Origin of the sequence: Microbacterium sp. NPDC088619 (assembly GCF_044752825.1) — a bacterium.
Taxonomy (GTDB): domain Bacteria; phylum Actinomycetota; class Actinomycetes; order Actinomycetales; family Microbacteriaceae; genus Microbacterium.
In genome coordinates this window covers 1,875,284-1,899,415 of record NZ_JBIVLZ010000001.1, presented here as the reverse complement: position 1 = coordinate 1,899,415, position 24,132 = coordinate 1,875,284, and the positions used below count along the sequence as shown (strand labels likewise).

Below are 24,132 nucleotides of genomic sequence, written 5' to 3'. Positions count from 1 at the left end.
TAACTGACCCCCGCACCGCGCCGGTGGTGCGTGCCCGGCCGCACCGACACACCCCGCTTTGCACAGATCCAGACGTCGGGGCAAGGCCGAGAGCGGATGCCGGGCGTGGGCGTAGGGTCATGGCATGGGCCACCGACGCAGACGCACGGATGCTGCGCCGCTGTTCGCGGCGGCGGCCGTCGCGTACACCGCGAACGTCGCCCTCGGCTCGGCGGTCGCCGCCAGACTCATCGACACGAGCAACTTCCGCTGGTTGCACCACGCGATCTACATCGCCACGTGTGTGACCTCTGCCGCCGCATTCTCGGCGATCTTCTGGGGCACGCCGAAGCACGCCAGCCGTCGCGCGGCACTGGCCCTGGCGCCCGCCGCTGCTCCGCTCGCCGCCATCCCGTATCTCGGCACCCACGGCCGACGGCATCCGCTCGTCGCGCTCGCCGCAGCCCCCTTCATCGTCGCGGGCCTCATCTGCTCGCGCCTCGCCACCGACCGGAAGTGAACGCATGGAACTGCTCGACGCCATCCGCCGCCGCAAGACCACGAACGGGCCCTTCCTGCCAGACCCGGTGTCGGAGGAGCATCAGCGCATCCTGCTCGAAGCAGCGGGCCGCGCACCCTCGCAGCTGAACAGTCAGCCGTGGCGGTTCGTCGTCATCGAGAGCCGCGACACGATCGACAGGATCGCACGCATCTCGGGCGACAGCATGACCGAGGCGATGTCGAACGGCACGTTCTTCGAGCGCTACAAGCCCTACTTCCGCTTCAGTCAGGCCGAGATGGAGGAGAAGCGCAGCGGGATGCTGTTCGACAAACTCCCCGCAGCCCTTCGCCCGTTCACGAGCCAGGTGTTCACCAAACGCGGCCAGAAGCTGATGAACACGTTCGGGGTGCCGAAGACCCTGGGCGAGGAGAACCACAAGCTGGTCGCCGGCTCACCGCTGCTGCTGGGCGTGATGCTCGATCGCAGCGAGTATCGACCGGGCCAGCTCTCGTCGTTCTACTCGGTGTTCAGCATGGGCGCGGCCATGGAGAACGTCTGGCTCACCACGGTCGAGCTCGGCATGGGCATCCAGTTCATCTCGTTCCCGATGGAGGTTCCGGGGCAGTGGGACGAGATCGTCAAGCTGCTGCGGGTGCCCGACGACCTCGAGCTCATGGCCGTCTACCGCCTCGGCTACCTGCCGCCCGAGCAGCGCCGCCCGGCCATCGACTGGTCGAGCCATCAGCGCAAGCTCGCCTCGCAGTACGTGTTCCGCGAGAACTGCGACGAGCCTCAGCAGGGCTGGGACTCCCCGCCGCCGGGCGCAGGCGCACCGGCGGCGAGCTGACGCTCAGCCCCCGCTCTTGCGGGGCAGCGCCTTGAGGTCCTGCAGCGCAGGGCCTTCGATGCGCGTGCCGTCGGCCGTGAAGCGCGAGGCATGCAGCGGGCAGTCCCACGTGCACTCCTCGTCGTTCCAGGCCAGCACTCCGCCCAGGTGCGGGCATACCGCCGAGACCGCGCGGGTCACACCGTCGACCGTCGAGATGGCGACGGGGCGTCCGCTGCGGTTGGCGACCACGCCTTCGCCTTCGGCCGGCTTCGGCACGGGCACGGGGCGGCGCTCGGCATCCACCCATCCGCTCGTCGCGGCGGCAGCGACCTTCGCTCCCTCGGCAGCTCCTCGGGCGAGATCCGCCGGCACCGTCAGTCTCGTGCCGAGCTTGACCATCCACGACGGCCGGTCATGCCAGCTCGCACCGAGGATCTCGGCGGTCAGACGCAGAGCCGCGGCCGGCGCGTTCGACAGCCCCCACTTGGCATAGCCCGTGGCGAAGCGGATGCTGCCGAGTCCCCGCGGCATCGCCCCCACGAAGGGGATCTGATTGTGCGACTCGTAGTCCTGCGCCGACCAGCGGTGCGTCTCCTCCGCGCCGGGGAAGTGCTTCTTCGTCCACTCGACCAGGTCGTCGACGGCGGCCGCCTCGCTGTCGGAGCGCCCGACCGGATGCCCGTTGCCGCCGACGATGAGCTGCGCCGTGCCGCCGGGGCCGTCGGCGGGGGACACCGGACGGATCGAGCGGCTGGGAGAGTCGAGCGAGATGAAGGTCGAGTCCGGCACGTCGCCTGCGACGCGGAACGAGACGCAGTACGAGCGGAAGGCCCGCATCTTCGTGAAGTACAGGCCGCGGTCGAGGATCGGGTATCCCGTCGCGATCACGATGTGCTCGGCGAACATCGGGCCCACGGGCGTCTCGACGCGCGGCTCGGGGAGGACGTGGGTGGCGGTGACCCTGACGCCCGTGTGCAGAGTGCCGCCGGTGGCGAGCAGCTCCTCAGCGAGCGCCTGCGACACCAGAGCAGGGTCGATCGTCACCTGGTCGTCGAGCGCCACGGCTCCGACGACGGGGAACGCCGTGTCTGCCAGCTCTGCGCGACTGAGCATCCTGGTGGCAAGGCCGGCTTCGCGCGCAGCCTCATGCACCTCGCGCACGGAGTCCACCCCACTCGGGTCCTGCGCATACGAGTGATCGATCCGTCGCTCGTAGCCGACTCCTGCGTGATCGGCGAAGCCGACCAGCCAGTCCATGCCCTCGCGGTTGGCGTCGACGTACGCCTGAACGAGCGACGCGGGGTGATGTCTACGGATCTCGGCGAGGCGCTTGCCCTGCAGCAGTGTCAGCTTGCCGGTGTTGCCTCCGGTCGCGAGTTCGGCGACGTCGCCCGCCTCGATCACGGCGACGTCGAGCCCTGCGCGCGTCAGCATCACCGCGGTGGAGAGCCCGGTGAGTCCGGCTCCGACCACGATCACGTCATGCCGTGCGCCGGGGTCGAACGGTGTGCCGATGGGCGGGGTCCGGTCGAGCTTCCACAGTGGCTTCATGACGACAGTCTTCGCCTCGGCGCTCCTGGCACACAGCGGGTTGACATCGGACGGATGCCTTGCAATGACGCGGATAGAGTTGCCGCGTGACCCTTCGCCGCCTGCTCCTCGTCTTCGCCGGCGGTGCGATCGGCACGGCGGCACGGCTCTGGTTCGGGCTCGCGATCGCGGATGCCGGTGGCTTCCCGGTCGCCACGCTGCTGGTCAACGTGCTCGGGTCGCTGCTGATCGGCATCCTCGCCGCCCGTCTGCTCCAGGCCTCAGACCTGAGGGTGTTCCTCGGCGTCGGCGTGCTCGGCGGCTTCACGACGTACAGCGCGGTGATGACCGGAACGATCGAGCTGTGGACGGATGCTCCGCTGCTCGCGTTCGCCTACGTCACCGTCAGCCTCGTGCTCGGCCTCGCGGCAGCGGCTCTCGGACTGCGACTCGGGCGGCCGCGCTCGCACGCCCGTATCGCCGGAGCCGGCTCATGACTCCGCTGCTGTTCGTCGCCGCCGCACTCGCCGGAGGAGTGGGGGCCGTACTGCGCTACCTGCTCGACCGCGCTGTCTCGACGGCCGTCGGGCGACGCTTCCCCTGGGGCATCGTCGTCGTGAACGTCACCGGATCCTTCGCGCTGGGAATCGTCACCGCCGCGCTGCCGGATCAGGCGTTCCTGCTCGGCGCCGGTCTGCTCGGCGGGTTCACGACGTTCAGCACCGCGATGCTGGACACGGTCTCGCTCTGGCGCGACGGGGAGCGCTCGGCATCCGCGCTGCACGCGATCGGGATGCTGGTGCTCGGCCTGCTCGCGGCCGGGCTCGGACTCGCGCTGGGCTCGCTGCTCTGACCTCCCCGGTGGTCTGCGGGTGAGCTCGCGTCTGCGCGGGCCTTTGCGGGCCTCTGCGGGCCTTTCGGTCGGGGCGTGCGCGGGGCGAACCCCCAGGTTCGGGATGCAGAATGTACAAACGTACATGTACGCCCGTACAGGGGTGATCGCGCGGGGGGTCTCGGATGAGCGATGGCACACGCCGCCGCCGCGATCCTGAAGCGCGCCGCCGCGAGATCGTCACAGCGGCCGCCGAGCTGATCGTCGAGATCGGCGTCGATGCCCTCACCCACCGCAAGGTCGCAGCGCGGGCCGGAGTTCCGCTCGGCTCGACGACGCAGTACTTCGCGACGCTCGACGATCTGCGCGAGGCGGCGATCGGAGCGCTGGCCGCTGAGATCGAGGCGCGCATCGACGCGACCCGTCAGGCCGTGGTCGTCGAGGGGGTGACGCCTGAAGGCCTCGCACGTCTGGTGCGCCGAGGGCTCGATGACGCGCGCGCGGTGCAGGCCGACCGCGCGGTCGTCACCGCCGCCGTGCACGACCCGCGGGTCCGTCAGTTCGCGCGCCTCTGGTCCGACGAGATCGTCGGCTTCATCGCTCCCGTTCACGGAGTCGACAGGGCGAGGGCCGCAGCCGTCTTCATCGACGGCGTACTCTGGCACTCTCAGATCCATGACGAGCCGCTCGACGAAGAGCTCATTCGCGACGCCCTCGCCGGGATCCTCACTCCTCAGGCGTCCACCTCAGCAACCACCGCCGCAGAATCCGCCTGATCAGCAGAGAGAGAATCCGCCTTGTCGAACCTCGCCGTCCTGAGCCTCAAGAACCGCGCACTGATCGCGTTGATCACGATCGTCGCCGCCGTGTTCGGCGGGCTCGCTCTGACGAACCTCAAGCAGGAGCTCATCCCGTCGCTCGAGCTGCCCAACCTGATGGTCATGACGACCTACCCCGGCGCCTCGCCCGAGGTCGTCGAGAACGACGTCTCGACCCCCATCGAATCGGCGATCCAGGGTGTTCCCGGTCTCGAGGGCACCACCGCCACGAGCACGACGAACGCTTCGATCGTGCAGGCGACGTTCGCCTACGGAACGAACCTCGCGACGGCGGAGCAGAAGATCCAGCAGGCGATCAACCGCATCTCCGGTCAACTGCCCGAAGATGTGAGCCCGCAGGTGCTGACGGTGTCGATCGACGATTTTCCTGTGATCCAGGTCGCCGTGACGGGCTTCGAGGATGCCGAGAACGCGCAGGCGGAACTGCAGAGCGTCGCCATCCCCGAGCTCGAAGACGTCGACGGCGTGAATGCCGCGGAGATCATCGGCGGCGTCGGCCAGCGCATCACGATCACGCCCGACGTCGCGAAACTCGCGGCGGCCGGTCAGAGCACGCAGGCGATCACCACGGCGTTGCAGCAGAACGGCACGCTGTTCCCCGGTGGCGACATCACCGAGAACGGTCAGACGCTCACCGTGCAGACCGGTGCGAAGATCACCTCTGTCGATGAGCTGGCCGCATTGCCGCTCGTCGGCACGACCGAGACGATCGGTGACGTCGCCACCGTCGTGCAGGAGACCGACCCCATCTCGTCGATCTCGCGTGTCGACGGCGAGGACGCCCTGTCGATCTCGATCACCAAGCTGCCGGCGGCGAACACCGTCGAGGTGTCGCAGGGGGTCATCGCCGCACTCGACACCATCGGCGAAGCCTTCCCCGACGCCGAGTTCACGATCATCTTCGACCAGGCGCCCTTCATCCAGCAGTCCATCGAGACCCTCGCCACAGAGGGTCTGCTCGGACTCGTCTTCGCAGTGATCGTCATCCTCGTGTTCCTGATGTCGATCCGCTCGACGCTCGTGACCGCCATCTCGATCCCGACCAGCGTGCTGATCACCTTCATCGGATTGCAGGCGTTCGGCTACTCGCTGAACATCCTCACCCTCGGCGCGCTCACGATCGCGATCGGCCGTGTGGTCGACGACTCGATCGTCGTGATCGAGAACATCAAGAGGCACTATGTCGGCGACGCCGACAAGGGAGACGCGATCCGGCTGGCCGTGCGAGAGGTGGCGATGGCCGTCACCTCGTCGACCATCACCACCGTGGCGGTGTTCCTGCCGATCGTGTTCGTCGGCGACATGGTCGGCGAGCTGTTCCGGCCGTTCGCCATGACGGTGTCGATCGCCATGGTCGCCTCGCTGCTGGTGTCGCTGACCATCGTGCCGGTGCTCGCGTACTGGTTCCTCCGTCCCGGCAAGCCGCTGCTCGACGAGCACGGCGCGCAGATCGACCCCGAAGACCCCGACGCCCCGCCCACGCGGCTCCAGAAGGCGTATCGCCCGATCCTCGGGTGGACACTGAAGCACTCCGGTCTGACCGTGGTCCTCGCGGTCGTCGTGCTCGGTGCGACGCTCGCCGCCGCACCGCTGATGAAGATCAACTTCCTCAGCGACTCGGGCCAGAACACCATGACGGTGACGCAGGACCTCGGTCCGACCGCGAGCCTCGAGACCAAGTCCGAGGCGGCGATCGCCGTCGAGGACGCACTGCTCGACATCGACGGCATCACCCACGTGCAGGCCTCGATCGGCTCGAGCGGATCCGCACTGCGCGATGCGTTCTCCGGCGGAGCCGGCGTGACCTACTCAGTGCTCACCGACGCGGATGCCGACCAGGAGCAGCTCCGAACCGACGTGCAGGATGCCATCGAGGGGCTCACCGACGTCGGCGAGGTGTCGGTCGCCGCCTCTGCCGGACTCGGCTCGAGCGACATCGAGATCACCGTCTCGGCATCCGACTCCGAAGACCTGCAGACCGCCACGACTGCGGTCATCGACGAGCTCGACGGACGCGACGGCATCGGACAGATCACCGACAACCTCGCCGCAGCACTGCCCTACCTCGCCGTGGTCGTCGACCGCGACGCCGCGGCGCAGCGCGGACTGTCGGAGGTGGCGGTCGGATCGATCGTCTCGAACACGATGCGCCCGGAACAGGTCGGAACCGTCGAGATCGACGACACCGCGCTGACGATCTACCTCGCGGCCTCCGAGCCGCCGGCCACCGCGCAGGCCCTGCGCGAGCTGGCGATCCCGAGCGCTGCCGGTGTGGTGCAGCTGCAGGACATCGCCACCGTCGAGGAGCGCAACGGCCCGACCTCGATCACCACCGAGCAGGGACGCCGCACCGCCACGATCACCGTGCCCCCGGCATCCGACAACCTCGCCGTGGCGACCCAGTCGGTCACCGAGGCGCTCGCCGCGGTCGATCTGCCTGACGGCGCGTCGGCCGAGGTCGGCGGAGTCGCCTCGCAGCAGGCCGATTCGTTCTCGCAGCTCGGACTCGCGATGCTCGCGGCGATCCTGATCGTCTACGTCGTGATGGTGGCGACCTTCAAGTCGCTGCGTCAGCCGCTGCTGCTGCTTGTGTCGGTGCCGTTCGCGGCGACAGGCGCGATCCTGCTGCAGATCGTGACGGGCGTGCCGCTCGGCGTCGCATCGCTGATCGGCGTGCTGATGCTGATCGGCATCGTGGTGACGAACGCGATCGTGCTCATCGACCTCGTGAATCAGTATCGGGAGAAGGGTCTGTCGACGCTCGCTGCGGTCAAGGCCGGTGGTGAGAAGCGTCTGCGGCCGATCCTCATGACAGCTCTCGCGACGATCCTCGCGCTGACCCCGATGGCACTCGGCATCACCGGTCACGGCGGCTTCATCTCGCAGCCGCTCGCGATCGTCGTGATCGGCGGACTGCTCTCGTCGACGGTGCTCACGCTGATCGTGCTTCCGACGCTCTACAACCTCGTCGAGGGCGCGAAGGAGCGGCGCCGTGCCCGCAAGTCGGGTTCGGGTGGCGACGGCTCTGCGCCGAACGACGACTCGGATCCCTCGGACGGCCCTCGTTCCCCGGGCGACCTGGCGCTGGCCGGCGCGGGTGTGTCGGAATCGGGCTCGTCGGAGTCGGGTTCGGCGCTGCCGCACGCGAATCAGCTGACCCGCCGGGAGTTGCGCGAGCGCGGCGAGTAGTCGCCCTCGCCGTCCCGTATTCTTCACGACCGAGACTGACGCCCGCCCGGAACCTCATTCCGGGCGGGCGTCGGCCGTTTCCTGCTGAGCTGTGCACGCGGGTCGCGCTGTGCGGCCCGCACCGCAACTCCGGAGTTACGGAGCCGAGGCGTCCGAACTCAGTCGAGCGTGATGCCCCACTCGAGGGTCCAGGTCTCCCCGGGAGCCAAGCGCCGCAGGCCGACACCGCTGTTCAGCGCATCGGCGGGCGCGGTCATGGGCTCGATCGCGACGGCGAGCGACTGCCCCGGATACTTGTCGGTCGTGTAGACCTGCACGAAGTCGAAGCCCGCGCCCTGCCAGACGGTGAGTCGACGGCCGTCCGGTGCGGTCAGCGAGTGCCGCACGAGTCCGTCGGCATCGCGCTCGAGGTCGCTGAAGCCCGTGTCGAGGCTCGCATCGCCGACCCGAACGCCGTCACGCAGCGCGGCATCGGCCGGACGGGTGCCGGTGGGGAGCATCCGCTCGTCGGTGTCGAACGCGGTCTGCGCAGGCACCCGCAGCACGAGGTCGCGCGGATCGACATCGCCGATCGTGACGAACGGGTGAGTGCCGAGTGCGACCGGCGCTGCAGTGGCAGAGCGGTTGGTCAGCGCGTGCGTGACATCGATGCCGTCGGCTCGCAGCACGTACGTGACGCTCGTCTCGATCAGATACGGGTAGCCGGTCTGGGGCACGATCGTCGCGCTCAGCGTGGTCGCCGAGGCCGTCTCCTCGATCGCGTACGCCGTGAACCGCAGCAGCCCGTGGCTGGCATTCATGAACTTCGGCTCAGTGATGGCGAGCTGCCGCTCCGTGCCCTCGTCGTTCCAGAGTCCGTCCCGGACCCGGTTCGGCCAGGGAGCGAGCACGACACCGGAGCACGAGGGCGTCGGCGAGTCGAGCGGATACGGGGCGATCAGGTCGACCGATCCGATGCGGAGGGAACGGAGGGAGGCGCCGACCTGCGCGATCTGAGCGCTGACGTCGCCGAGCTGGAGGTGCACCTGCGTGCCGGTGGGGGATGCGGAGTTCACTCCGCAATCGTATGGCGACCTGCATCGGTCATGGGACTGGGGACTCTTTCAGGTGCGACCGCTACACTTGATGCGTCGGCTTCGGACACCCGCGCAGCGCGCGGACGTTTTTGTGTAAGAAGTGTGAGTCCAGGGGCCGATGGTGAGCGTCGCTCGACGCTAATCAACCATCACATGAATGGCCCCGGCCGCTGACAGTCCGGAAACCCCGCGTGGTCGCATCCGATCGCGCGCAGGGTACCGCGCGTGTGCGCGGCGCCGTTCTCGTGGCGAGAACTCAGAAGGACACCCTCATGCCCAAGAACAAAAAGCCCCGCGGCGGTCGCCCCTCCGCGAATTTCGAGCCGCGCTACGGCGCGAACAAGACCTCGTTCCACGACCGCCACAACGGCGGCCGTGACGGCGCCCGCGACACCCGCGATTCCCGCGATGCACGAGGCGGACGCGCGGATGCCGGTGAGCGCCGCACCCCGGCAGCCGGATTCGACCGTCGCCCTGGCAGCCGCAGCGTCGGCCACCGCGGCTACCGTCCGGCCGAAGAGGGCGGCGCCCCCAAGCAGCGCTGGTCGTCGCAGGAGCGTGCGGGTCGCGACGAGTCCCGCGGCATCCGCAACCGTGCCGAGTCGGGTCGCCGCGAGGCACCGCACAACCGCGACGACCGTCCGCGCTACAACGACCGCTCCTCCGCGGGCTTCGACCGTCCGCGCCGCGATGACCGCGGTGGCCAGCGTCCGACCGGTCCCGGCACGTACCGCGATGAGCGCGGCGGCCAGCGTGACGAGCGTCCGCGCCGTGACGACCGCGGTGCCGGCATGCAGCGCCAGGGCTTCCGCGACAACGATCACCGCGATGGCGGACGTCCGGGTCGTGACGACCGCCGTGACCAGCGTCCCGGTGGCTTCCGTGACGACCGCGGTGGCCAGCGCTTCAACCGCGACGACCGTCCTGCCCGTTCGGGCGACCGCACCGAGCGTCCCCGCTTCGACCGCGCAGCATCCGAGCGTCCCCGCTTCGACCGCGACGACCGTCCTCGTCGTGACGACCGTGGCGCAGGCCCGCGTCGGGATGACCGCGGTGGCGCTGAGCGCTCGGAGCGCTCCTACGACGCCGACCGTGCGCGTCGTGCCTTCGACCGTGACCGCACCCAGCGTTCGATCGAGGGTGGCCGCGACGAGCGTTCGCGTCCCTCGACCGGTGGCGCGTACCGCACCGAGCGTCCCCGCCCGTTGACGTCGGACACCCGCGGGCGGCCGTCGCGCAACGAGCGCCCCAGCCGTAACGACTGGAACGCCACCTCGAGCGCGGCACCCGCCAAGAAGTTCGAGCCGACGGACGACGTCGTGCACGAGCGCCTCGAGGCGAAGTCCGTCGCAGCCGTCGAGGTCGACGGTGTGACCTTCGGCGACCTCGGTCTCGGGTCCAACATCGTCGAGACCCTCGCGGGCATGGGCGCGGCGACGCCGTTCCCGATCCAGGCAGCCAGCATCCCGGCGGTGCTCAAGGGGCGCGATGTCCTCGCCCGCGGTCGCACCGGTTCGGGAAAGACCATCGCCTTCGGCGCTCCGCTCGTCGAGCGCGTGCTGCAGTCGCAGGCAGGCAAGCGTCGTGAATTCGGCCGCAAGCCCCGCGCGATCATCCTCGCTCCGACGCGCGAGCTCGCGCTGCAGATCGACGGCACGATCCAGCCGATCGCCCGCAGCGTCGGCCTCTTCACCACGCAGATCTACGGTGGTGTTCCCCAGGGCCGCCAGGTGGGTGCGCTGAAGAAGGGCGTCGACATCGTCATCGGCACCCCCGGTCGCATCGAGGACCTGATCAACCAGGGCAAGCTCGACCTCTCGGACTGCCAGATCGCCGTGCTCGACGAGGCCGACCACATGTGCGAACTCGGATTCGTCGAGCCCGTGCAGCGCATCCTGCGTCACACGGCAGACGGCAGCCAGAAGCTCCTCTTCTCGGCCACGCTCGACCGCGAGGTCGCGGCTCTCGTCGACGAGTTCCTCGTCGACCCGGCCGTCTACGAGGTCGCCGGTGAAGACCAGGAGTCGAGCACCATCGAGCACCGCGTGCTCGTGATCGAGCACCGCGACAAGGCCGACATCCTCACGTCCCTCGTCGACCGCGAGGGCAAGACACTCGTCTTCGCCCGCACCCGTGCGTACGCCGACATGCTCGCCGAGCAGTTCGACGACGCCGGCATCCCCGCGGTCTCGCTGCACGGTGACCTCAACCAGGCCAAGCGCACACGAAACCTCGAGCGTCTGACCTCGGGCCGAGTGAACGTGCTCGTCGCCACCGATGTCGCGGCCCGCGGCATCCACGTCGACGACATCGACCTGGTCGTCCAGGCCGACGCCCCCGACGAGTACAAGACGTACCTGCACCGTTCGGGTCGCACCGGCCGCGCCGGTCGTTCGGGCCGCGTCGTGACGCTGATCACACGTCAGCGTCAGCGCCGCATGACTGAGCTGCTGGAGCGCGCCGAGATCGACGCCCCGTTCGAGAATGCTCGCCTGAACGACGACCTGATCGAGGAGATCGCCGGTCGCGTGCCGACCGCGTCAGACCTCACGGCCTGATCCGTCACGTTCGAAGGCCCCGCTCCCGCATTCGCGGCGGCGGGGCCTTCGTCGTTGCCGTGGGCGGTGCGATGCGCGGCACATCGACGTGCGCTCGGGAGGAGAACTCCCCCTCGGGAGGAGAAATGAGCGCGAAGCATCCTCCCGACAGGGAGTTCTCCTCCCGAGGGGGTGCTGGGCTCAGGCGAGCTCGTTCTCGTGGATCGCTGTCGTCAGCGTCGTGCCGTTGAGGTCGAGATAGAGCACCTGCTCGGTGACGGTGAGCGTCATCGTGTTGCGGCGTGCGATGAGCGGCGCGGCCGACTCGACGAAGCCGGCGTCGAAGCTGAAGACCCGGATGTCCTCTGAACGGTGGATGCGCTTGTCGGCCCACGGCGCCATGACCTTGGCGGGATCGCGGTGCGTGTAGACGACCGTGCGCTCGGCGAGCCGGCTGCCGTAGTGCAGACGTTCGGCGTCGGGGGCTCCGACCTCTATCCATGCGGTGATCTGGCCGGTGAGGTCGCGAACGAGCACGGCCGGCTCATCGGTCTGCGAGATGCCTCCGCCGAACGTGATGCCCTCGGTGAACTCGAGCCCGTAGGCGAGCACGCGGGTCAGCATGTATGCGTCGGTCTCGGACGGATGCCGCGCCACGCGCAGCGAGAAGTCGTCGTACACACCACGATCCATGTCGGCCAACTGGACGTCGAACGTGTGCATCGTGGAGCCGGTAGCCATAACGCTCGAGCCTACGCGCCCTGAACGGTGCGCCCGACCGTCAGCGCGATGCGCGGGACCCGCGGGATGCGCCGTCCCGGTCTCTCAGGAGCACGACCCCGATCAGGACGAACGATGCGCCGAGGGCCGCTGCGCCCACCATCGCCACCGTCGTGCCGCCGCCCAGGGGCACCAACGTGCCGAAGACGGTGGCGGCGAGGCCGGCGAGGAACAACAGGGCGACGTATCCGCGGAACATGCTGTCCAACCTAGTGCGGCGGTGACGCGCCTTCGGCGACTCAGAACAGCATCGGCTGAGAGGGAGCGGGCGCGGCCGTGGACGATGGCGAGAACGCGGGAGCCGGGCGCCCGTGCGGCGCGGATGCCCGGATGCCGCGCACCGGGTAGTCGTCCTCGTGCTGCCCGTCGAGTCCGTGCAGCCTGATGAGCGGTCGGGCCCGCTTGGCGAGCCACTGTCGATACCCCTTCGGCGCCTCGGCCGAGACGCCGGGATACAGCCCCCGATAGGACGAGAGCAGGTCGGGACGGAACTCGCCGAGCCACTGCATGAACCAGGGCTTCACACCGGCGCGCAGGTGGAGAGCGCCGTAGACGACGCGATTCGCCCCCGCCTCCTTGATGCGCCGCAGGGCGGTGTCGATCGCCTCGACCGAGTCGGTCATGTGGGGCATGATCGGCATCAGGAACACGGTCACCCGGAAGCCTGCATCCCGCAGCGCTCGTACCGTGTCGAGCCGTGCCTGCGTCGTCGGGGTGCCGGGCTCGATCGCCTTCTGCAGCTCGTCGTCGTACATCGCGATGGACATCTGGATGTCGACGGGCACCCGCTGTGCGGCCTTGACCAGCAGCGGGATGTCGCGTCTGATCAGCGTGCCCTTGGTGAGGATCGACATCGGGGTGCCCGACGCGGCGAGGGCGTCGATGATCCCCGGCATCAGCTTGTACCGGCCCTCGGCGCGCTGATAAGGATCGGTGTTCGTGCCCAGAGCGACGGTCTCGTGCTCCCAGCTGCCTTTGCGCAGCTCTCTCTGCAGCACCTCGACGACGTTGACCTTCACGACGATCTGCGAGTCGAAGTCCGCGCCGCCGTCGAGATCGAGGTACTCGTGTGTTCCTCGAGCGAAGCAGTAGACGCAGGCATGACTGCATCCGCGATAGGGGTTGATGGTCCACGAGAACGGCATACGCGATGCGCCGGGAACATGGTTGAGCGCGGACTTCGACAGCACCTCATGGAATGTCATGCCCGCGAAATCGGGAGTGGTCACGGTGCGGAGCACGCCGGAGCGCTGTTCGAGGCCGGGCAGCGCGGCGGCATCGACGTCGCCGAGTTTCTGTCCTTGCCACCGCATGCGGTCAATTCGAACATAATGACGATAGAACGTCAACCCGGGGATGGGAATTCTGTTCGATCCGACTTAAGGGAGAATGGGAGCATGTTCTTCCCGCCGCAGCCTCAGCATGCGGCACAGCGCTCCCCGATCCGCGGACCCGCGTTGCCCATCGGACTCGCGGTGACGGCGATCGGCATTCTGCTGTCGATCGCGGGCGCGCCCATCGCCGCATCGGCGCCGGCAGAGTCGGCGATGCCGCAGCCGGTGGCGGTGCAGGAGGTGCCGGCAGTCGAGGTCGGTGCGACCACCGCTGCCGATCCGTGTTCGGAGCCGAGTGTGCTCGACGCGATAGCGGTCGCCGACGATTCGGCGATCATCGCCGGCTTCGGCGGCGGCGAGAGCTTCCGGGCCGCAGTCGTGGCGGGCAATGCGCCCTGCATCGCACTCGACGATCCCGCCCATGTCTGGGTGGTCGTGAACAAGGCTCGTCCCCTCGTCCCGCTCTCCTTCGCTCCGTCGTCGCTCGCCGACCTTCCCCTGCAGATGACGACTCGCTCGGGGCAGGCCCGGACAGACGTCGCGGCGGCGGTCGGGGAGATGGCCGACGCCGCAGCCGCCGAGGGAGCGGGGCGCATCGGTGCGAACAACGGCTACCGGTCGTACGACCTGCAGGTCGCGACTCACGCAGCGCATGTGCGGAACAGCGGACAGGCCGGGGCGGATGCCTCGTCGGCGCGCGCCGGGCACAGTGAGCACCAGACCGGGCTCGCACTCGATCTGGTCGCGTGCGACTCGTCGTGCGGGGCCATCGAGTCGTTCGGGGCGACGGTGCAGGGCGAGTGGATCGCGGCGAACGCCTGGGAGTACGGCTTCATCGTGCGCTACGAGCAGGTCGGTTCGGGCATCACGGGGTACAAGCCAGAGCCGTGGCATCTGCGCTACCTCGGCCGCGAGCTCGCGGCCGCCTACCACCAGGGCGGATATCACACGCTGGAGGAGTTCTTCGGACTCCCTGCCGCCCCCGATTACGCGCACTGACCGACGGGTCGTCGGCCTTCAAATCGCTGCATTGCGGCATCCGACAATCGCGGTACCCAGTCTCACCGATTGTGGGATGCATTCTCACAACGGGCTGTCGTGGTGTCGGTGACCCGGCATAGAATCGCCGGAGCAAAGACGCACGAACGTTCGGGAGGACGCAATGGAACGCGACATCTACGAAGAGGATCACGAGGCCTTCCGCGACCTCGTCAAGGACTTCGTCAAGCGCCACGTGAACAACGAGGCGATCGAGCGGTGGGATGCCGCGGGTGAGATCGACCGGGCGACCATGCTCGCGGCCGGCGAGGCGGGCCTGATCGGGCTGTCCGTCCCCGAGGAGTTTGGCGGTGCCGGCATGCTGCAGGACTATCGTTTCCGGACCATCGTGATGGAGGAGGTCATCGCCTCCGGTGCAGGTTCGCTGGCCGGTGCCTTCGGCATTCAGGACGACCTGGCCGTGCCCTACCTCGTGCACATGGGCACGCAGGAGCAGAAGGAGAAGTGGCTGCCCCGCATGGCCACGGGCGAGGTGCTCGGCGCGCTCGCCATGACCGACCCTGGTGCGGGCTCCGACCTGCGCGGCATCAAGACCAACGCCAAGAAGGTCGACGGGGGCTACATCCTCAACGGCGCCAAGACGTTCATCTCGTCCGGCTCGACGGCCGACGTCGTGGTGACCTTCGTCAAGACCGGTGAGGGCAACCGGCCCGACGCGTTCAGCCTGCTGCTCGTGGAGAAGGGCATGGAGGGCTTCGACCAGGGAAAGAAGCTCAGCAAGATGGGCTTCCACGGCTGGGACACGGCTGAGCTCAGCTTCACCGACGTGTTCATCCCCGACGAGAACCTCATCAGCGGCAAGGAGGGGCAGGGGTTCATCCAGCTGATGCTGAACCTGCCGCTCGAGCGTCTGTCGATCGGCGTGGCCGCGGCCGCTGCCGCTCAGGCGGCCTTCGATTGGACCGTCGCCTACACGAAGGACCGCGAGGCGTTCGGCGAGCGCATCGCCGACTTCCAGAACACACGGTTCCGGCTCGCCGACATGGCCGCGACCACCGACGCGATGTGGGCGTACATCGATCGCGCACTGCTCGCCTACAAGAACAGCACTCTCACCGCCGAGGATGCCGCGAAGGTCAAGTTCTGGGCCACCGAGCGCGAGTGGGAGGTGCTCGACATCGGTGTGCAACTGCACGGCGGCTACGGCTACATCATGGAGTACCCGATCGCCCGGGCCTTCACCGATGCCCGCGTGCACCGCATCTACGGCGGCACGAACGAGATCATGCGCGACCTCGTCGGTCGTCAGATCGTCGGCAAGCGCTGACGCATCGCTGATTCGAAGGGCCCCGGATGCCGGCATCCGGGGCCCTTCGTGTGTGCGGCGGAAGCAGGGTTCGGTGTCGAGCGGATCCATGTCAGCGGGCACAGATTCGGAGGGCGGGCGCGACGCGCCGGAGTCGGATGCCGCAGCAGAGCGCGCCGCACACCGGCATCCGAAGGTGTGCCCGGAGGAGAGACTCCTGACGGAGTTCAGCCGAGCGCGGTCAGCGCGGCAGGCGGGCTCCGACTCCGGCCTTCCGCAGTCGATCGGCGATCAGGATGCCGAGGGCGGTGCCGCCGAGACAGCTGACGAGGGTCACTGCGAAGAAGGTGATCTGCAGGGGGAGGTCGAAGCTGCCGAGGTTGAACGAGGCCCAGGCGAGCACCGGATAGACGATGCCGACGATAGCGGCGCCGAGGTAGTGCATCCAGGTTCCCCAGTAGCGCCACAGCACGAAGAGGAACGGCAGCTCGGTGAACGCCGCCCACCACAGGTTCGTGGCCACACTGCTGAAGCCGTATCCCGAGAAGGGGACGATGACGAGTCCGGCCAGGAGTCCCACCAGCAGACCCACGAGGGGGCGCCGCAGCAGGCGCAGGGCGATGACCGAGGGGAGCAGCCAGAGCCCGGCGAGCCCGACGCTCACGAAAGGGAGGCCCGGGAAGAGGATCGTCGAGATCCAGTTGGCGGGAGCCAGCAGCGCTCCGCCGGCGACGCCGAGTGCGGCGCAGGTGAGCAGGATCGCCGTCGGGAAGCGGAAACGCGCGCGTCCACCCCCGGTGCGGGGTCGATTCTGCACCCCGGAAGCCGATTCGCGGTGCGTTTCTGACCCCGCACCGGGTGCGCGGTGCGTTTCTGACCCCGCACCGGCCGACGCTTCCGCATAGGGGTTCGAGCTCACGGCATCCGCACCGTCCACAGCATCCGCGCCGTTCATGCGAGCGGCTCCGCAGCCGCATCGCGGGCCGCCTTCGACGTGGGCGATGCGGCGCCGATCTTCCAGTATCCACAGAAGCTGACGTCGTTCTTGTCGACACCGCGCTCGCCGACGAGGTGCTTGCGTGCACCGGAGGCCAACGATTGCTCGCCCGCCGCGTACGCGTGGAACTGCGCGTCGGGTAGTGCCAGCTCGCGCAGTCGGGCGAGGGCGAACGACCCTGGGTCGAACTCGTGCGGACGCACGAGCCAGACGACGTCGACGCCGGACGGATGCGAGAACTCGAGTGCGTCTTCTTCGGACGGCACCTCGACGATCGCTGTGCCTGTGGCATGCGCGGGCAGCGAGGCGCAGATCGAGGCGATCGCGGGCAGCGCCGTCTCATCGCCGACCAGCACGACGCGATCCGTTCCGCGCTGCGGGTTGAACGTCAGGCCCTCGTCGATGATCAACACGTGCTCGCCGGGTGCGCAGGTCTCAGCCCACCGCGACGCGGGGCCGGCCGTGCCGTCGGTCGCCGACCCGTGCAGCACGAAGTCGACGTCGATCTCGGCGCCCGACTCTGCCGTCGCCGGGCGGTATGCGCGCACGCTGTAGTTGCGCATGACGGGGCGCTCGCCGTCGGGGATGCGGAGGAACTTGAGGTATCCGAACATCTTGTTCGCCTTCGCGGGGACGCGGTCGAGGCCCGCGTCGCCGCCGATCGGCAGGAACAGGCGGAACCACTGGTCGAAGCCCATCGGGTGGAACTTCTCGATCTCGCCTCCGCCGAGAGTGACCCTCATCCAGTGCTCTGAGAGGCGCTCGGTGCGCAGCACGCTGAGGTGGATGAGTTCGGCCGACTCGGGCTTGACGAGTTTGCTGTATGCCATGCGGGCGCCTTTCAGGGCAGCTGCCAGGGGAAGAAGAGCACGAAGATCGCGGCGGATGCGGCGATCGAGGCGATGATGAAGACGGTGTCGCGGGTGCGGAACGGCACGAGGTGACGCTCGGTGCGCGTCGGGTGGGCGCCGAAGGCGCGGGAGTCCATGGCGAGAGCGACGCGTTCGGCGTGGCGGATCGCTCCGGCGAGCAGAGGCACGATGTACCCCCATCCCCGGGCGATGCGCGCGAACGGACCGCTGCCGCCGTGATGACCCCGCACACGATGAGCGGCCCGGATCACTGCGAGCTCATGCCCGAACCGCGGCACGAAGCGGAAGGCCGCCAGCGCTGTGTAACCGATGCGATATGGCACCCGCAGCTGCTGCACGCTGGCGCGCACGAGGTCGGGGCCGGTGGTGGTCAGACCGCCGATGAGCGCCAGGGCGACGATCGAGCCGAGGCGCAGAGCCGTGGCGAAGCCGATCTCGAGAGCGCCCTGATACAGCGTCCATTCGCCGATCTGCAGCGCCGCGCGAGTCCCGTCGACGAGCGAGGCATCGACCCAGACAGAGAACCCGATCCCGATCGCGAGCATCCCCACCGGCAGCGCGACGAACAGCAGCGCGGCCGTCCGCCAGGTCACGCGGGAGCCCGCGACGATCAGCGCGAGAGCCAGCACGAGAAACGCGGCGGGTGTGGCGAGGTCGCGCACGAAGATCAGCATCACCATCGCCGGGGCGACTCCGGCCACCTTTGACAGCGGGTTGAGCGCATACAGGAACTGGCGCGGGGAGGATGCCGACACGGCGGCGTAGGGGTCGAATGCGTGCGCGCTCATGCGATCGCCTGCCCCGCTTCAGCCAGCATGCGCTGCAGCGCCGGCAACCGGAGTCCCGCCGCGAGGAACGGTGTCTCGTCGCCGAAGAGCGCATCGGTGCGGCCGGCTGCGTGCACACGTCCTGCCTTGAGGATGACGGTGTGCGAGGTGTGCTCCGCGACGAGCTGGAGGTCGTGGGTCACGATGACGATCGTCGTTCCCTCGGTGCGCAGGTCGCGCAGCAGGGCGAGGAGCTCGGAGGCTCGCGCGCGATCCTGTCCGAAGGTCGGCTCGTCGAGGGCGAGCACCCGAGGGCGGGTGATCAGCGCGGTGCCGACCGAGAGGCGGCGCTTCTCGCCGCCCGAGAGGAGGAAGGGATGCACGTCGGCCTTGGCTTCGAGTCCGAAGCGGGCGAGCATGGCATCGACGCGTTCGCGCGTCTCGGCATCCGGGGTGTGCCGCAGTCGGAGCCCGTGCGCCAGCTCGTCGAACACCGTGTGCGCGATGAACTGGTGCTCGGGGTTCTGGAACACGAACCCGATGCGGCTCGCGAGCTCGCGGGGCGAGGCCGCTCCCGGATCGATGCCGTCGACCGTCACCTGGCGCTTCGGCGGCGGGACGACGCCGGCGAGCGCCTGCAGCAGCGTGGTCTTGCCCGCACCGTTGGTGCCGATGATCGCCGTGAGGGTGCCCGGCTCGATGTCGAGATCGATGCCGTGCAGGATCTCGGTGCGGTGGCGGCGAACGGTGAGGCCTCGGGCGCTGATGATCGGCGCGGTGTCGCCGTCTGCGCAACCCGTCCCTTCCATCGGCGGGGCGGCCGTCGGTCGCGAGGCGGCGCCCGGCTGCAGGACGGAAGCACGGATGCCGGGTGAGACAGCGGTTTCTGATCCTGCATCCGTGCCCCGGTCCTGCAGACGGGACATGGCGGGAGGCGTGGATGCCGGAGCTGTGGATGCGGGGGATGTGGACGCTGGGGGCGTGGAGAGCGCCGTGGCCTCGGCGAGCGCGGTGGCGAGCTCGGCGGGGGTGAGCGGCAGCTGGTCGAAGGGCGCGGTTCCGGCATCCTGCATCCGCAGTGCCGCGAGCGTCGCCCCGGGGAGCCAGACCCCCATGGCCAGCAGCTCGGCGGCGTGGGTGCGGATGATCTCGGCCGCCGAGCCGTCGAACGCCACGTGCCCGGCGCGGTCGAGCACGATCGTGCGGGTGACGAAGCCCATCGCCGCGTCGAGGTTGTGCTCGACGAGCAGGATGGCCCGATCGCCCGCCGCGACCACGTCGGTCAGGGCGGCGTAGACATCGTCGATGCCCTGCGGGTCGAGGTTCGCAGTCGGCTCGTCGAGCACGATCAGCGGTGACCCCATGGCCAGCGCGCACGCGATCGCGAGGCGTTGGCGTCCACCGCCCGACAGTCGGTCGGGGTTCTCGTCTCGTCGCTCCCACAGGCCCACGCGACCGAGCGCGTCGGCCGTCCTGGCGTGCACCTCGTCGAGAGGGAGCAGCAGGTTCTCGGGGCCGAACGCGACTTCGTCGTAGACGGTGCCGGTGACGATCTGCGCATCCGGGTCCTGGAAGACCATCGCGACGTGGGTGCTCAGTGCTGCGGTGTCGGCTTCGGCCGTGCTGACGCCGCCGGCTTCGACCGAGCCGCTCATCGTGGCGGGCACGGCGTGGGGGATGAGCCCGTTGAGTGCGAGGGTGAGCGTCGACTTGCCCGAACCGGAGGGACCGAGGAGCAGCACGACCTCGCCGGGGTCGATGTCGAATGTGACGTCGCGAGGCGAGGGGTGCACCGCATCGGCGTGGGTGATCGAGAGGTCACGCACGCGGAGAAGGGGCGCGGATTGGCGCACGGCATTACCCCGGTTTCGGCGGATCGGTACCGTTCTAACTTAGCTGAGCCTTACCTGATCCGCACGTGCCGGATGCGGTGGCTCAGCGGCGCGCGACCCCTGCGCGACTCAGGGACGCGCCGATCGCGAGTCCGATCGCGGTCCACGCGATCGGGCCGAGCACCGAGATCACGAGATAGGAGATCTCGACCCACAGCGGGAAGGTCGCGAGGTCCACGGCGAAGAACACCACGACCGCCACGATGACTCCGATGATCGCGGCGGAGATGAAGAAGCGCCAGGGCCCCCACGAGCGATAGCGGGTGAGCGCGGCGATGCCCTCCTGGATCGCACCGAACAGCAGTGCCGTGCCGATGAAGCGGAGGGTCCAAGCCGGATTGAAGGCGCTCGAGATGAGAGCGGCGAACACGTGTGTGACGAGGGCGACGAACGGGCGGCGCAGCACCTCCTGAGCGATGATGCCCGGCAGCACGTGCGAGCCGAGGACGAGCCCGTAGAGATACGGAGCGGCGGCGATGACGACCGGGGTGATGAGGCCGGCGATCCCCCCGAGGATGCCGGTGGCGACGCCGATCGCGGCGCAGACCAGCAGCACGCGAGTCGTCAGGACGGGGGAGGGAGCCACCCCACCAGCCTACTGTCGACCATTGGCGACACGGCTGGCCGTTCGTCCAGGAATAATCCCCGACTCTGGTGTGTGGACGGAAGCCGGGCGTAGCTTGAACGGCGGTGCGGCAACGCAGTCGCACCGTGATCATCGGGAGAAGCACATGGGTCGAACACCCCTCCGGATGGCAGCGGCCACCACCCTGGCAACGCTGTTCATCGCATCGACGGCAACCGCGGGCTATGCAGGCACGGAGGAGGTGACAAACCCCACTCCGGTCGAAGGCACGCCCGGTCACTACATCGTCGTGCTGAAGTCCGATCCACTCGCGAGCTACACCGGCGATGTCGACGGTCTCAAGGCGACGAAGCCCGCCGAAGGCGAGCAGCTGGAGACGCAGTCGCAGGAATCGCAGCGCTACGTGCAGCATCTCGAGACCGAGCAGCAGACGGTCGCCGAGGAGGCCGGCGTCACCCCGGAGATCAGCTACCAGGTCGTCCTCAACGGCTTCAGCGCCGAGCTCACCGGCGAGCAGGTCGACAAGCTGCGTGCGTCGAAGGACGTCTACGACGTCTACCCCGACTTCATCCGCCACCCCGACGCGCAGACCTCGACGAGCTTCCTCGGCCTCGGTGATGACAAGAAGGGCCGCGGTGGAGTCTGGCAGCAGACCGGTGGGGTCGACAAGGCCGGAGAGGGCGTGGTCGTGGGTGTCATCGACACCGGCATCGCCCCCGAGCACCCGTCGTTCGAGGGGAAGAAGCTCAAGAAGCAGCCCAAGAACGACAAGCGCCACAAGGGGAACCAGCCGTACACCGACGGCACCTTCGTCTACTTCGACAAGTCCGACGGCGGTCAGTTCCAGGCTGCGATGGTCGAGGCCCAGGAATGGGACAAGGGCGACTACTCGTCGAAGCTCATCGGAGCCCAGTACTTCTACACCGGCGCCGAGGCGGCCGGATTCGACTTCCAGTACGACTACCTCTCGCCGCGTGACGGCGACGGCCACGGTTCGCACACCGCGAGCACGGCGGCCGGCAACTTCGGCGTGAAGGCCTCGATCGAGGACGTCGACTTCGGCAGGATCTCGGGCGTCGCGCCCGGGGCCAAGGTCGCGGCCTACAAGGCCTGCTACGTCGGACCCGACGAGGCGGTCACGACCGACGACATCTGCGCCGGCAGCGACCTGATCGCCGCGATCGACCGGGCAGTGGCCGACGGCGTCGACGTGATCAACTACTCGATCGGCGGCGGTGCGGCATCCACCGTGCTCGCCCCCGAGGACATCGCGTTCTTCAACGCGGCCGCAGCGGGCGTCTTCGTGGCGACCAGCGCGGGCAACGACGGCCCCGACCCCGTCACGGCCGACCACGCGTCTCCGTGGTACACCACGGTCGCCGCCTCGACGATCCCCACGTGGGAGGGCACCGTGCAGTTCGACGGCTTCGCCCAGGCGGGTGCGTCGGTGAGCGTGCCGTTCGGCACGACGGTCACCGGGCCCTCGATCTACGCGGGCGATGCGCCTGCCGCAGGTCAGGCTGCCGCCGATGCGGCGCTCTGCCTTCCGGGCACGCTCGATGCGGCGAAGGTCACGGGTCACATCGTGGTCTGCGACCGAGGCGGCAATGCTCGCGCCGAGAAGTCGCAGGTCGTGAAGGATGCCGGTGGCATGGGCGTCGTGCTCGTGAACGTGCCCGGTGCCGCCGACTCGCTCGACAACGACTTCCACGCCGTGCCGACCGTGCACCTGTCCTCGGTGCACCGCGCGGCCGTGCTCGCCTACGTGCAGGGCGGCGTCGATCGTCCGATCACGCTCGTCGGTGAGAACACGACCGGTGTGGTCACACCCGTGCCGCAGATCGCCGGGTTCTCGAGCCGCGGACCGATGCTGGCAGACGGCAGCGACATCATGAAGCCCGACATCGCCGCCCCCGGCGTCGCGATCCTCGCGGCCACGCAGAACGCTCCCGGAGAGGCGCCGACCTTCGGCATCCTGTCGGGAACGTCGATGGCGTCTCCGCACATCGCCGGTCTCGCGGCGCTCTACCTCGGTGAGCGGCCCAACGCCAAGCCGGCAGAGATCAAGTCCGCGATGATGACCACCGCGTACGACACCGTGAACGCCGACGGCTCGAAGAACACCGATCCGTTCCAGCAGGGCGCGGGCCAGGTCGACCCGAAGCGCATGTTCAACCCGGGTCTGCTGTATCTGAACGACGTGCCCGACTGGGTGGCGTTCCTCGAGGGCAAGGGGCTGGCCGACTTCCCCGGCGAGCCGATCGACGGCAGCGACCTCAACGTCGCATCGTTCTCGATCGGGTCGCTGGCGAGCGCGCAGACGGTCACCCGCACGGTCACCGCGACGGAGAAGGGCACGTTCACGGCATCCGTCGATGTGCCCGGCGTGAACGTGACGGTGCAGCCGTCGACGCTGAAGTTCGACAAGCCGGGTCAGACCGCGACCTACACGGTCACGTTCGACAACCAGAGCGCGCCGGTCGAGCAGTGGGCGACCGGATCGCTCACCTGGACGAGCAAGAAGAACACCGTGCGGTCGCCGATCGCGGTGTTCCCGGTCACGGCGGATGCTCCGGCCGAGGTCGAGGGCACGGGAGTCGACGGTTCGACCACGGTCGACATCACTCCCGGCGTCGACGGCGCTCTCGCTCTCGGGGTGTCGGGTCTGACTCCGTTCTCGCTGCTGGAGGACCCCGACGGCCGTGTCGTCGGGCACTCGGGCGACGAGGCATCGGGCGACGGGAACAAGGACGTGTCGTGGATCGTCGACGTGCCGGAGGGCACGACGCTCTCGCGCTTCGACCTCGACTCGTCGGATGACGCGGGCAGCGACCTCGACCTCACCGTCTACCGGGTCGTCAGCCCCGACGACCTGCGCTATTACGAGCGCTGGCAGTCGGCGACGGGATCGGCGGACGAGCAGGTGACGCTGCCTGCGCCGACCGCCGGCACCTACCTGGTCGTCGCGAACGTCTATTCGACCTCGGCTCCGATGACGTGGGACATGACCTACGCCAACGTGCAGCCCGAGGGCGAGGGCGCGTTCACCGCGACCCCGAACCCGATCGAGGCCGTGCGCGGCCAGGCGACGAGCTACGAGCTCAGCTGGACCGGCCTCACCGCCGGCACCCGCTACCTCGGACTCGTGCAGTACGGAGAGTCCGCCGTGCGCACCGTCGTCACGGTCGACGCCGAATAGCGGTCGACGCCGACGCCCCGTCCTCTCCGGAGGGCGGGGCGTCGTCGCGCTGTCCGGGTCCGCGCCTCAAGGCCCGCGCCGTCAGAT

At 68.9% G+C, this 24,132-nt stretch carries 20 protein-coding genes; 10 read left to right on the top strand and 10 right to left on the bottom strand.

The annotated features are described in order from the left end of the window. Positions 1–124 precede the first annotated feature (124 nt). Positions 125–499, top strand: a complete 375-nt coding sequence (locus ACIP5T_RS09230) for a hypothetical protein (RefSeq protein WP_400862522.1) — start codon at positions 125–127, stop codon at positions 497–499. A gap of 4 nt (positions 500–503) precedes the next feature. Further along, on the top strand, positions 504–1,328 hold the full coding sequence (locus ACIP5T_RS09225; protein WP_400862520.1) for a nitroreductase family protein: 825 nt from the start codon (positions 504–506) through the stop codon (positions 1,326–1,328). A gap of 3 nt (positions 1,329–1,331) precedes the next feature. Here the strand turns inward: ACIP5T_RS09225 and ACIP5T_RS09220 are convergent, their stop codons facing one another. Next, positions 1,332–2,861 (bottom strand): FAD-dependent oxidoreductase, encoded by a 1,530-nt coding sequence (locus ACIP5T_RS09220; RefSeq protein WP_400862518.1) that lies wholly within the window; start codon positions 2,859–2,861, stop codon positions 1,332–1,334. 86 nt (positions 2,862–2,947) lie between these two features. Between ACIP5T_RS09220 and ACIP5T_RS09215 the strand changes: the two genes are divergently transcribed. The 4 genes from ACIP5T_RS09215 to ACIP5T_RS09200 all read left to right on the top strand — a co-directional run bounded on the left by ACIP5T_RS09215 (position 2,948) and on the right by ACIP5T_RS09200 (position 7,700). After that, positions 2,948–3,337 (top strand): fluoride efflux transporter FluC, encoded by a 390-nt coding sequence (locus ACIP5T_RS09215; protein WP_400862516.1) that lies wholly within the window; start codon positions 2,948–2,950, stop codon positions 3,335–3,337. Next, positions 3,334–3,693, top strand: a complete 360-nt coding sequence (locus tag ACIP5T_RS09210) for a fluoride efflux transporter FluC (RefSeq protein ID WP_400862514.1) — start codon at positions 3,334–3,336, stop codon at positions 3,691–3,693. The genes ACIP5T_RS09215 and ACIP5T_RS09210 overlap by 4 nt, the downstream gene beginning before the upstream one ends. Before the next feature lie 164 nt (positions 3,694–3,857). Next, positions 3,858–4,448, top strand: a complete 591-nt coding sequence (locus ACIP5T_RS09205) for a TetR/AcrR family transcriptional regulator (RefSeq protein ID WP_400862513.1) — start codon at positions 3,858–3,860, stop codon at positions 4,446–4,448. Positions 4,449–4,469: 21 nt separating this feature from the next. Further along, positions 4,470–7,700 (top strand): efflux RND transporter permease subunit, encoded by a 3,231-nt coding sequence (locus tag ACIP5T_RS09200; protein ID WP_400862511.1) that lies wholly within the window; start codon positions 4,470–4,472, stop codon positions 7,698–7,700. A 158-nt stretch (positions 7,701–7,858) separates the two neighbouring features. Here the strand turns inward: ACIP5T_RS09200 and ACIP5T_RS09195 are convergent, their stop codons facing one another. Beyond that, positions 7,859–8,755: an aldose 1-epimerase family protein gene (locus ACIP5T_RS09195; protein WP_400862509.1), complete on the bottom strand. Its 897-nt coding sequence runs from the start codon at positions 8,753–8,755 to the stop codon at positions 7,859–7,861. A 293-nt stretch (positions 8,756–9,048) separates the two neighbouring features. Here ACIP5T_RS09195 and ACIP5T_RS09190 point away from each other — a divergent pair, with 293 nt between their 5' ends. Beyond that, positions 9,049–11,334, top strand: a complete 2,286-nt coding sequence (locus ACIP5T_RS09190; RefSeq protein ID WP_400862508.1) for a DEAD/DEAH box helicase — start codon at positions 9,049–9,051, stop codon at positions 11,332–11,334. Positions 11,335–11,514: 180 nt separating this feature from the next. Here the strand turns inward: ACIP5T_RS09190 and ACIP5T_RS09185 are convergent, their stop codons facing one another. Genes ACIP5T_RS09185 through ACIP5T_RS09175 form a run of 3 tightly spaced genes read right to left on the bottom strand, consistent with a single transcriptional unit; the run spans position 11,515 to position 13,406 of the window. Continuing rightward, a complete protein-coding gene (locus ACIP5T_RS09185; RefSeq protein WP_400862506.1) occupies positions 11,515–12,054 on the bottom strand; it encodes a YaeQ family protein in 540 nt (179 codons plus the stop codon). A 40-nt stretch (positions 12,055–12,094) separates the two neighbouring features. Further along, complete coding sequence (locus tag ACIP5T_RS09180) at positions 12,095–12,292, bottom strand: hypothetical protein (protein ID WP_400862505.1); 198 nt, start codon at positions 12,290–12,292, stop codon at positions 12,095–12,097. A 40-nt stretch (positions 12,293–12,332) separates the two neighbouring features. Continuing rightward, positions 12,333–13,406: an Rv2578c family radical SAM protein gene (locus tag ACIP5T_RS09175; protein WP_400862503.1), complete on the bottom strand. Its 1,074-nt coding sequence runs from the start codon at positions 13,404–13,406 to the stop codon at positions 12,333–12,335. An 84-nt stretch (positions 13,407–13,490) separates the two neighbouring features. Here ACIP5T_RS09175 and ACIP5T_RS09170 point away from each other — a divergent pair, with 84 nt between their 5' ends. Together ACIP5T_RS09170 and ACIP5T_RS09165 are read left to right on the top strand one after the other, a co-directional pair. Beyond that, positions 13,491–14,426, top strand: coding sequence for a M15 family metallopeptidase (locus ACIP5T_RS09170; protein ID WP_400862501.1), 936 nt, complete (start codon positions 13,491–13,493; stop codon positions 14,424–14,426). Between the two features lie 163 nt (positions 14,427–14,589). Beyond that, positions 14,590–15,753, top strand: a complete 1,164-nt coding sequence (locus ACIP5T_RS09165) for an acyl-CoA dehydrogenase family protein (protein ID WP_400862499.1) — start codon at positions 14,590–14,592, stop codon at positions 15,751–15,753. A gap of 220 nt (positions 15,754–15,973) precedes the next feature. Here the strand turns inward: ACIP5T_RS09165 and ACIP5T_RS09160 are convergent, their stop codons facing one another. The 5 genes from ACIP5T_RS09160 to ACIP5T_RS09140 form a co-directional block, all read right to left on the bottom strand. Continuing rightward, complete coding sequence (locus ACIP5T_RS09160) at positions 15,974–16,549, bottom strand: ECF transporter S component (protein WP_400862497.1); 576 nt, start codon at positions 16,547–16,549, stop codon at positions 15,974–15,976. Positions 16,550–16,683: 134 nt separating this feature from the next. Continuing rightward, complete coding sequence (locus ACIP5T_RS09155; protein ID WP_400862496.1) at positions 16,684–17,559, bottom strand: siderophore-interacting protein; 876 nt, start codon at positions 17,557–17,559, stop codon at positions 16,684–16,686. A gap of 11 nt (positions 17,560–17,570) precedes the next feature. After that, positions 17,571–18,389 carry an energy-coupling factor transporter transmembrane component T gene (locus tag ACIP5T_RS09150; protein ID WP_400862495.1) on the bottom strand — a complete coding sequence of 273 codons (819 nt, stop codon included), beginning with the start codon at positions 18,387–18,389 and terminating at the stop codon, positions 17,571–17,573. Beyond that, positions 18,386–20,221 (bottom strand): ABC transporter ATP-binding protein, encoded by a 1,836-nt coding sequence (locus ACIP5T_RS09145; protein ID WP_400862493.1) that lies wholly within the window; start codon positions 20,219–20,221, stop codon positions 18,386–18,388. The genes ACIP5T_RS09150 and ACIP5T_RS09145 overlap by 4 nt, the downstream gene beginning before the upstream one ends. A gap of 82 nt (positions 20,222–20,303) precedes the next feature. Beyond that, complete coding sequence (locus tag ACIP5T_RS09140) at positions 20,304–20,846, bottom strand: ECF transporter S component (RefSeq protein WP_400862491.1); 543 nt, start codon at positions 20,844–20,846, stop codon at positions 20,304–20,306. A gap of 145 nt (positions 20,847–20,991) precedes the next feature. Between ACIP5T_RS09140 and ACIP5T_RS09135 the strand changes: the two genes are divergently transcribed. Next, positions 20,992–24,045, top strand: a complete 3,054-nt coding sequence (locus ACIP5T_RS09135; RefSeq protein ID WP_400862489.1) for a S8 family peptidase — start codon at positions 20,992–20,994, stop codon at positions 24,043–24,045. Positions 24,046–24,132: the final 87 nt, after the last annotated feature.

Bases quoted from the DNA above. Each gene is read 5' to 3' on its own strand.
- ACIP5T_RS09230 (WP_400862522.1), top strand. From the start codon at position 125: ATGGGCCACCGACGCAGACGCACGGATGCTGCGCCGCTGTTCGCGGCG.
- ACIP5T_RS09225 (WP_400862520.1), top strand. From the start codon at position 504: ATGGAACTGCTCGACGCCATCCGCCGCCGCAAGACCACGAACGGGCCC.
- ACIP5T_RS09220 (WP_400862518.1), bottom strand. From the start codon at position 2,861: ATGAAGCCACTGTGGAAGCTCGACCGGACCCCGCCCATCGGCACACCG.
- ACIP5T_RS09210 (WP_400862514.1), top strand. From the start codon at position 3,334: ATGACTCCGCTGCTGTTCGTCGCCGCCGCACTCGCCGGAGGAGTGGGG.
- ACIP5T_RS09205 (WP_400862513.1), top strand. From the start codon at position 3,858: ATGAGCGATGGCACACGCCGCCGCCGCGATCCTGAAGCGCGCCGCCGC.
- ACIP5T_RS09190 (WP_400862508.1), top strand. From the start codon at position 9,049: ATGCCCAAGAACAAAAAGCCCCGCGGCGGTCGCCCCTCCGCGAATTTC.
- ACIP5T_RS09185 (WP_400862506.1), bottom strand. From the start codon at position 12,054: ATGGCTACCGGCTCCACGATGCACACGTTCGACGTCCAGTTGGCCGAC.
- ACIP5T_RS09180 (WP_400862505.1), bottom strand. From the start codon at position 12,292: ATGTTCCGCGGATACGTCGCCCTGTTGTTCCTCGCCGGCCTCGCCGCC.
- ACIP5T_RS09175 (WP_400862503.1), bottom strand. From the start codon at position 13,406: ATGCGGTGGCAAGGACAGAAACTCGGCGACGTCGATGCCGCCGCGCTG.
- ACIP5T_RS09170 (WP_400862501.1), top strand. From the start codon at position 13,491: ATGTTCTTCCCGCCGCAGCCTCAGCATGCGGCACAGCGCTCCCCGATC.
- ACIP5T_RS09165 (WP_400862499.1), top strand. From the start codon at position 14,590: ATGGAACGCGACATCTACGAAGAGGATCACGAGGCCTTCCGCGACCTC.
- ACIP5T_RS09155 (WP_400862496.1), bottom strand. From the start codon at position 17,559: ATGGCATACAGCAAACTCGTCAAGCCCGAGTCGGCCGAACTCATCCAC.
- ACIP5T_RS09150 (WP_400862495.1), bottom strand. From the start codon at position 18,389: ATGAGCGCGCACGCATTCGACCCCTACGCCGCCGTGTCGGCATCCTCC.
- ACIP5T_RS09135 (WP_400862489.1), top strand. From the start codon at position 20,992: ATGGGTCGAACACCCCTCCGGATGGCAGCGGCCACCACCCTGGCAACG.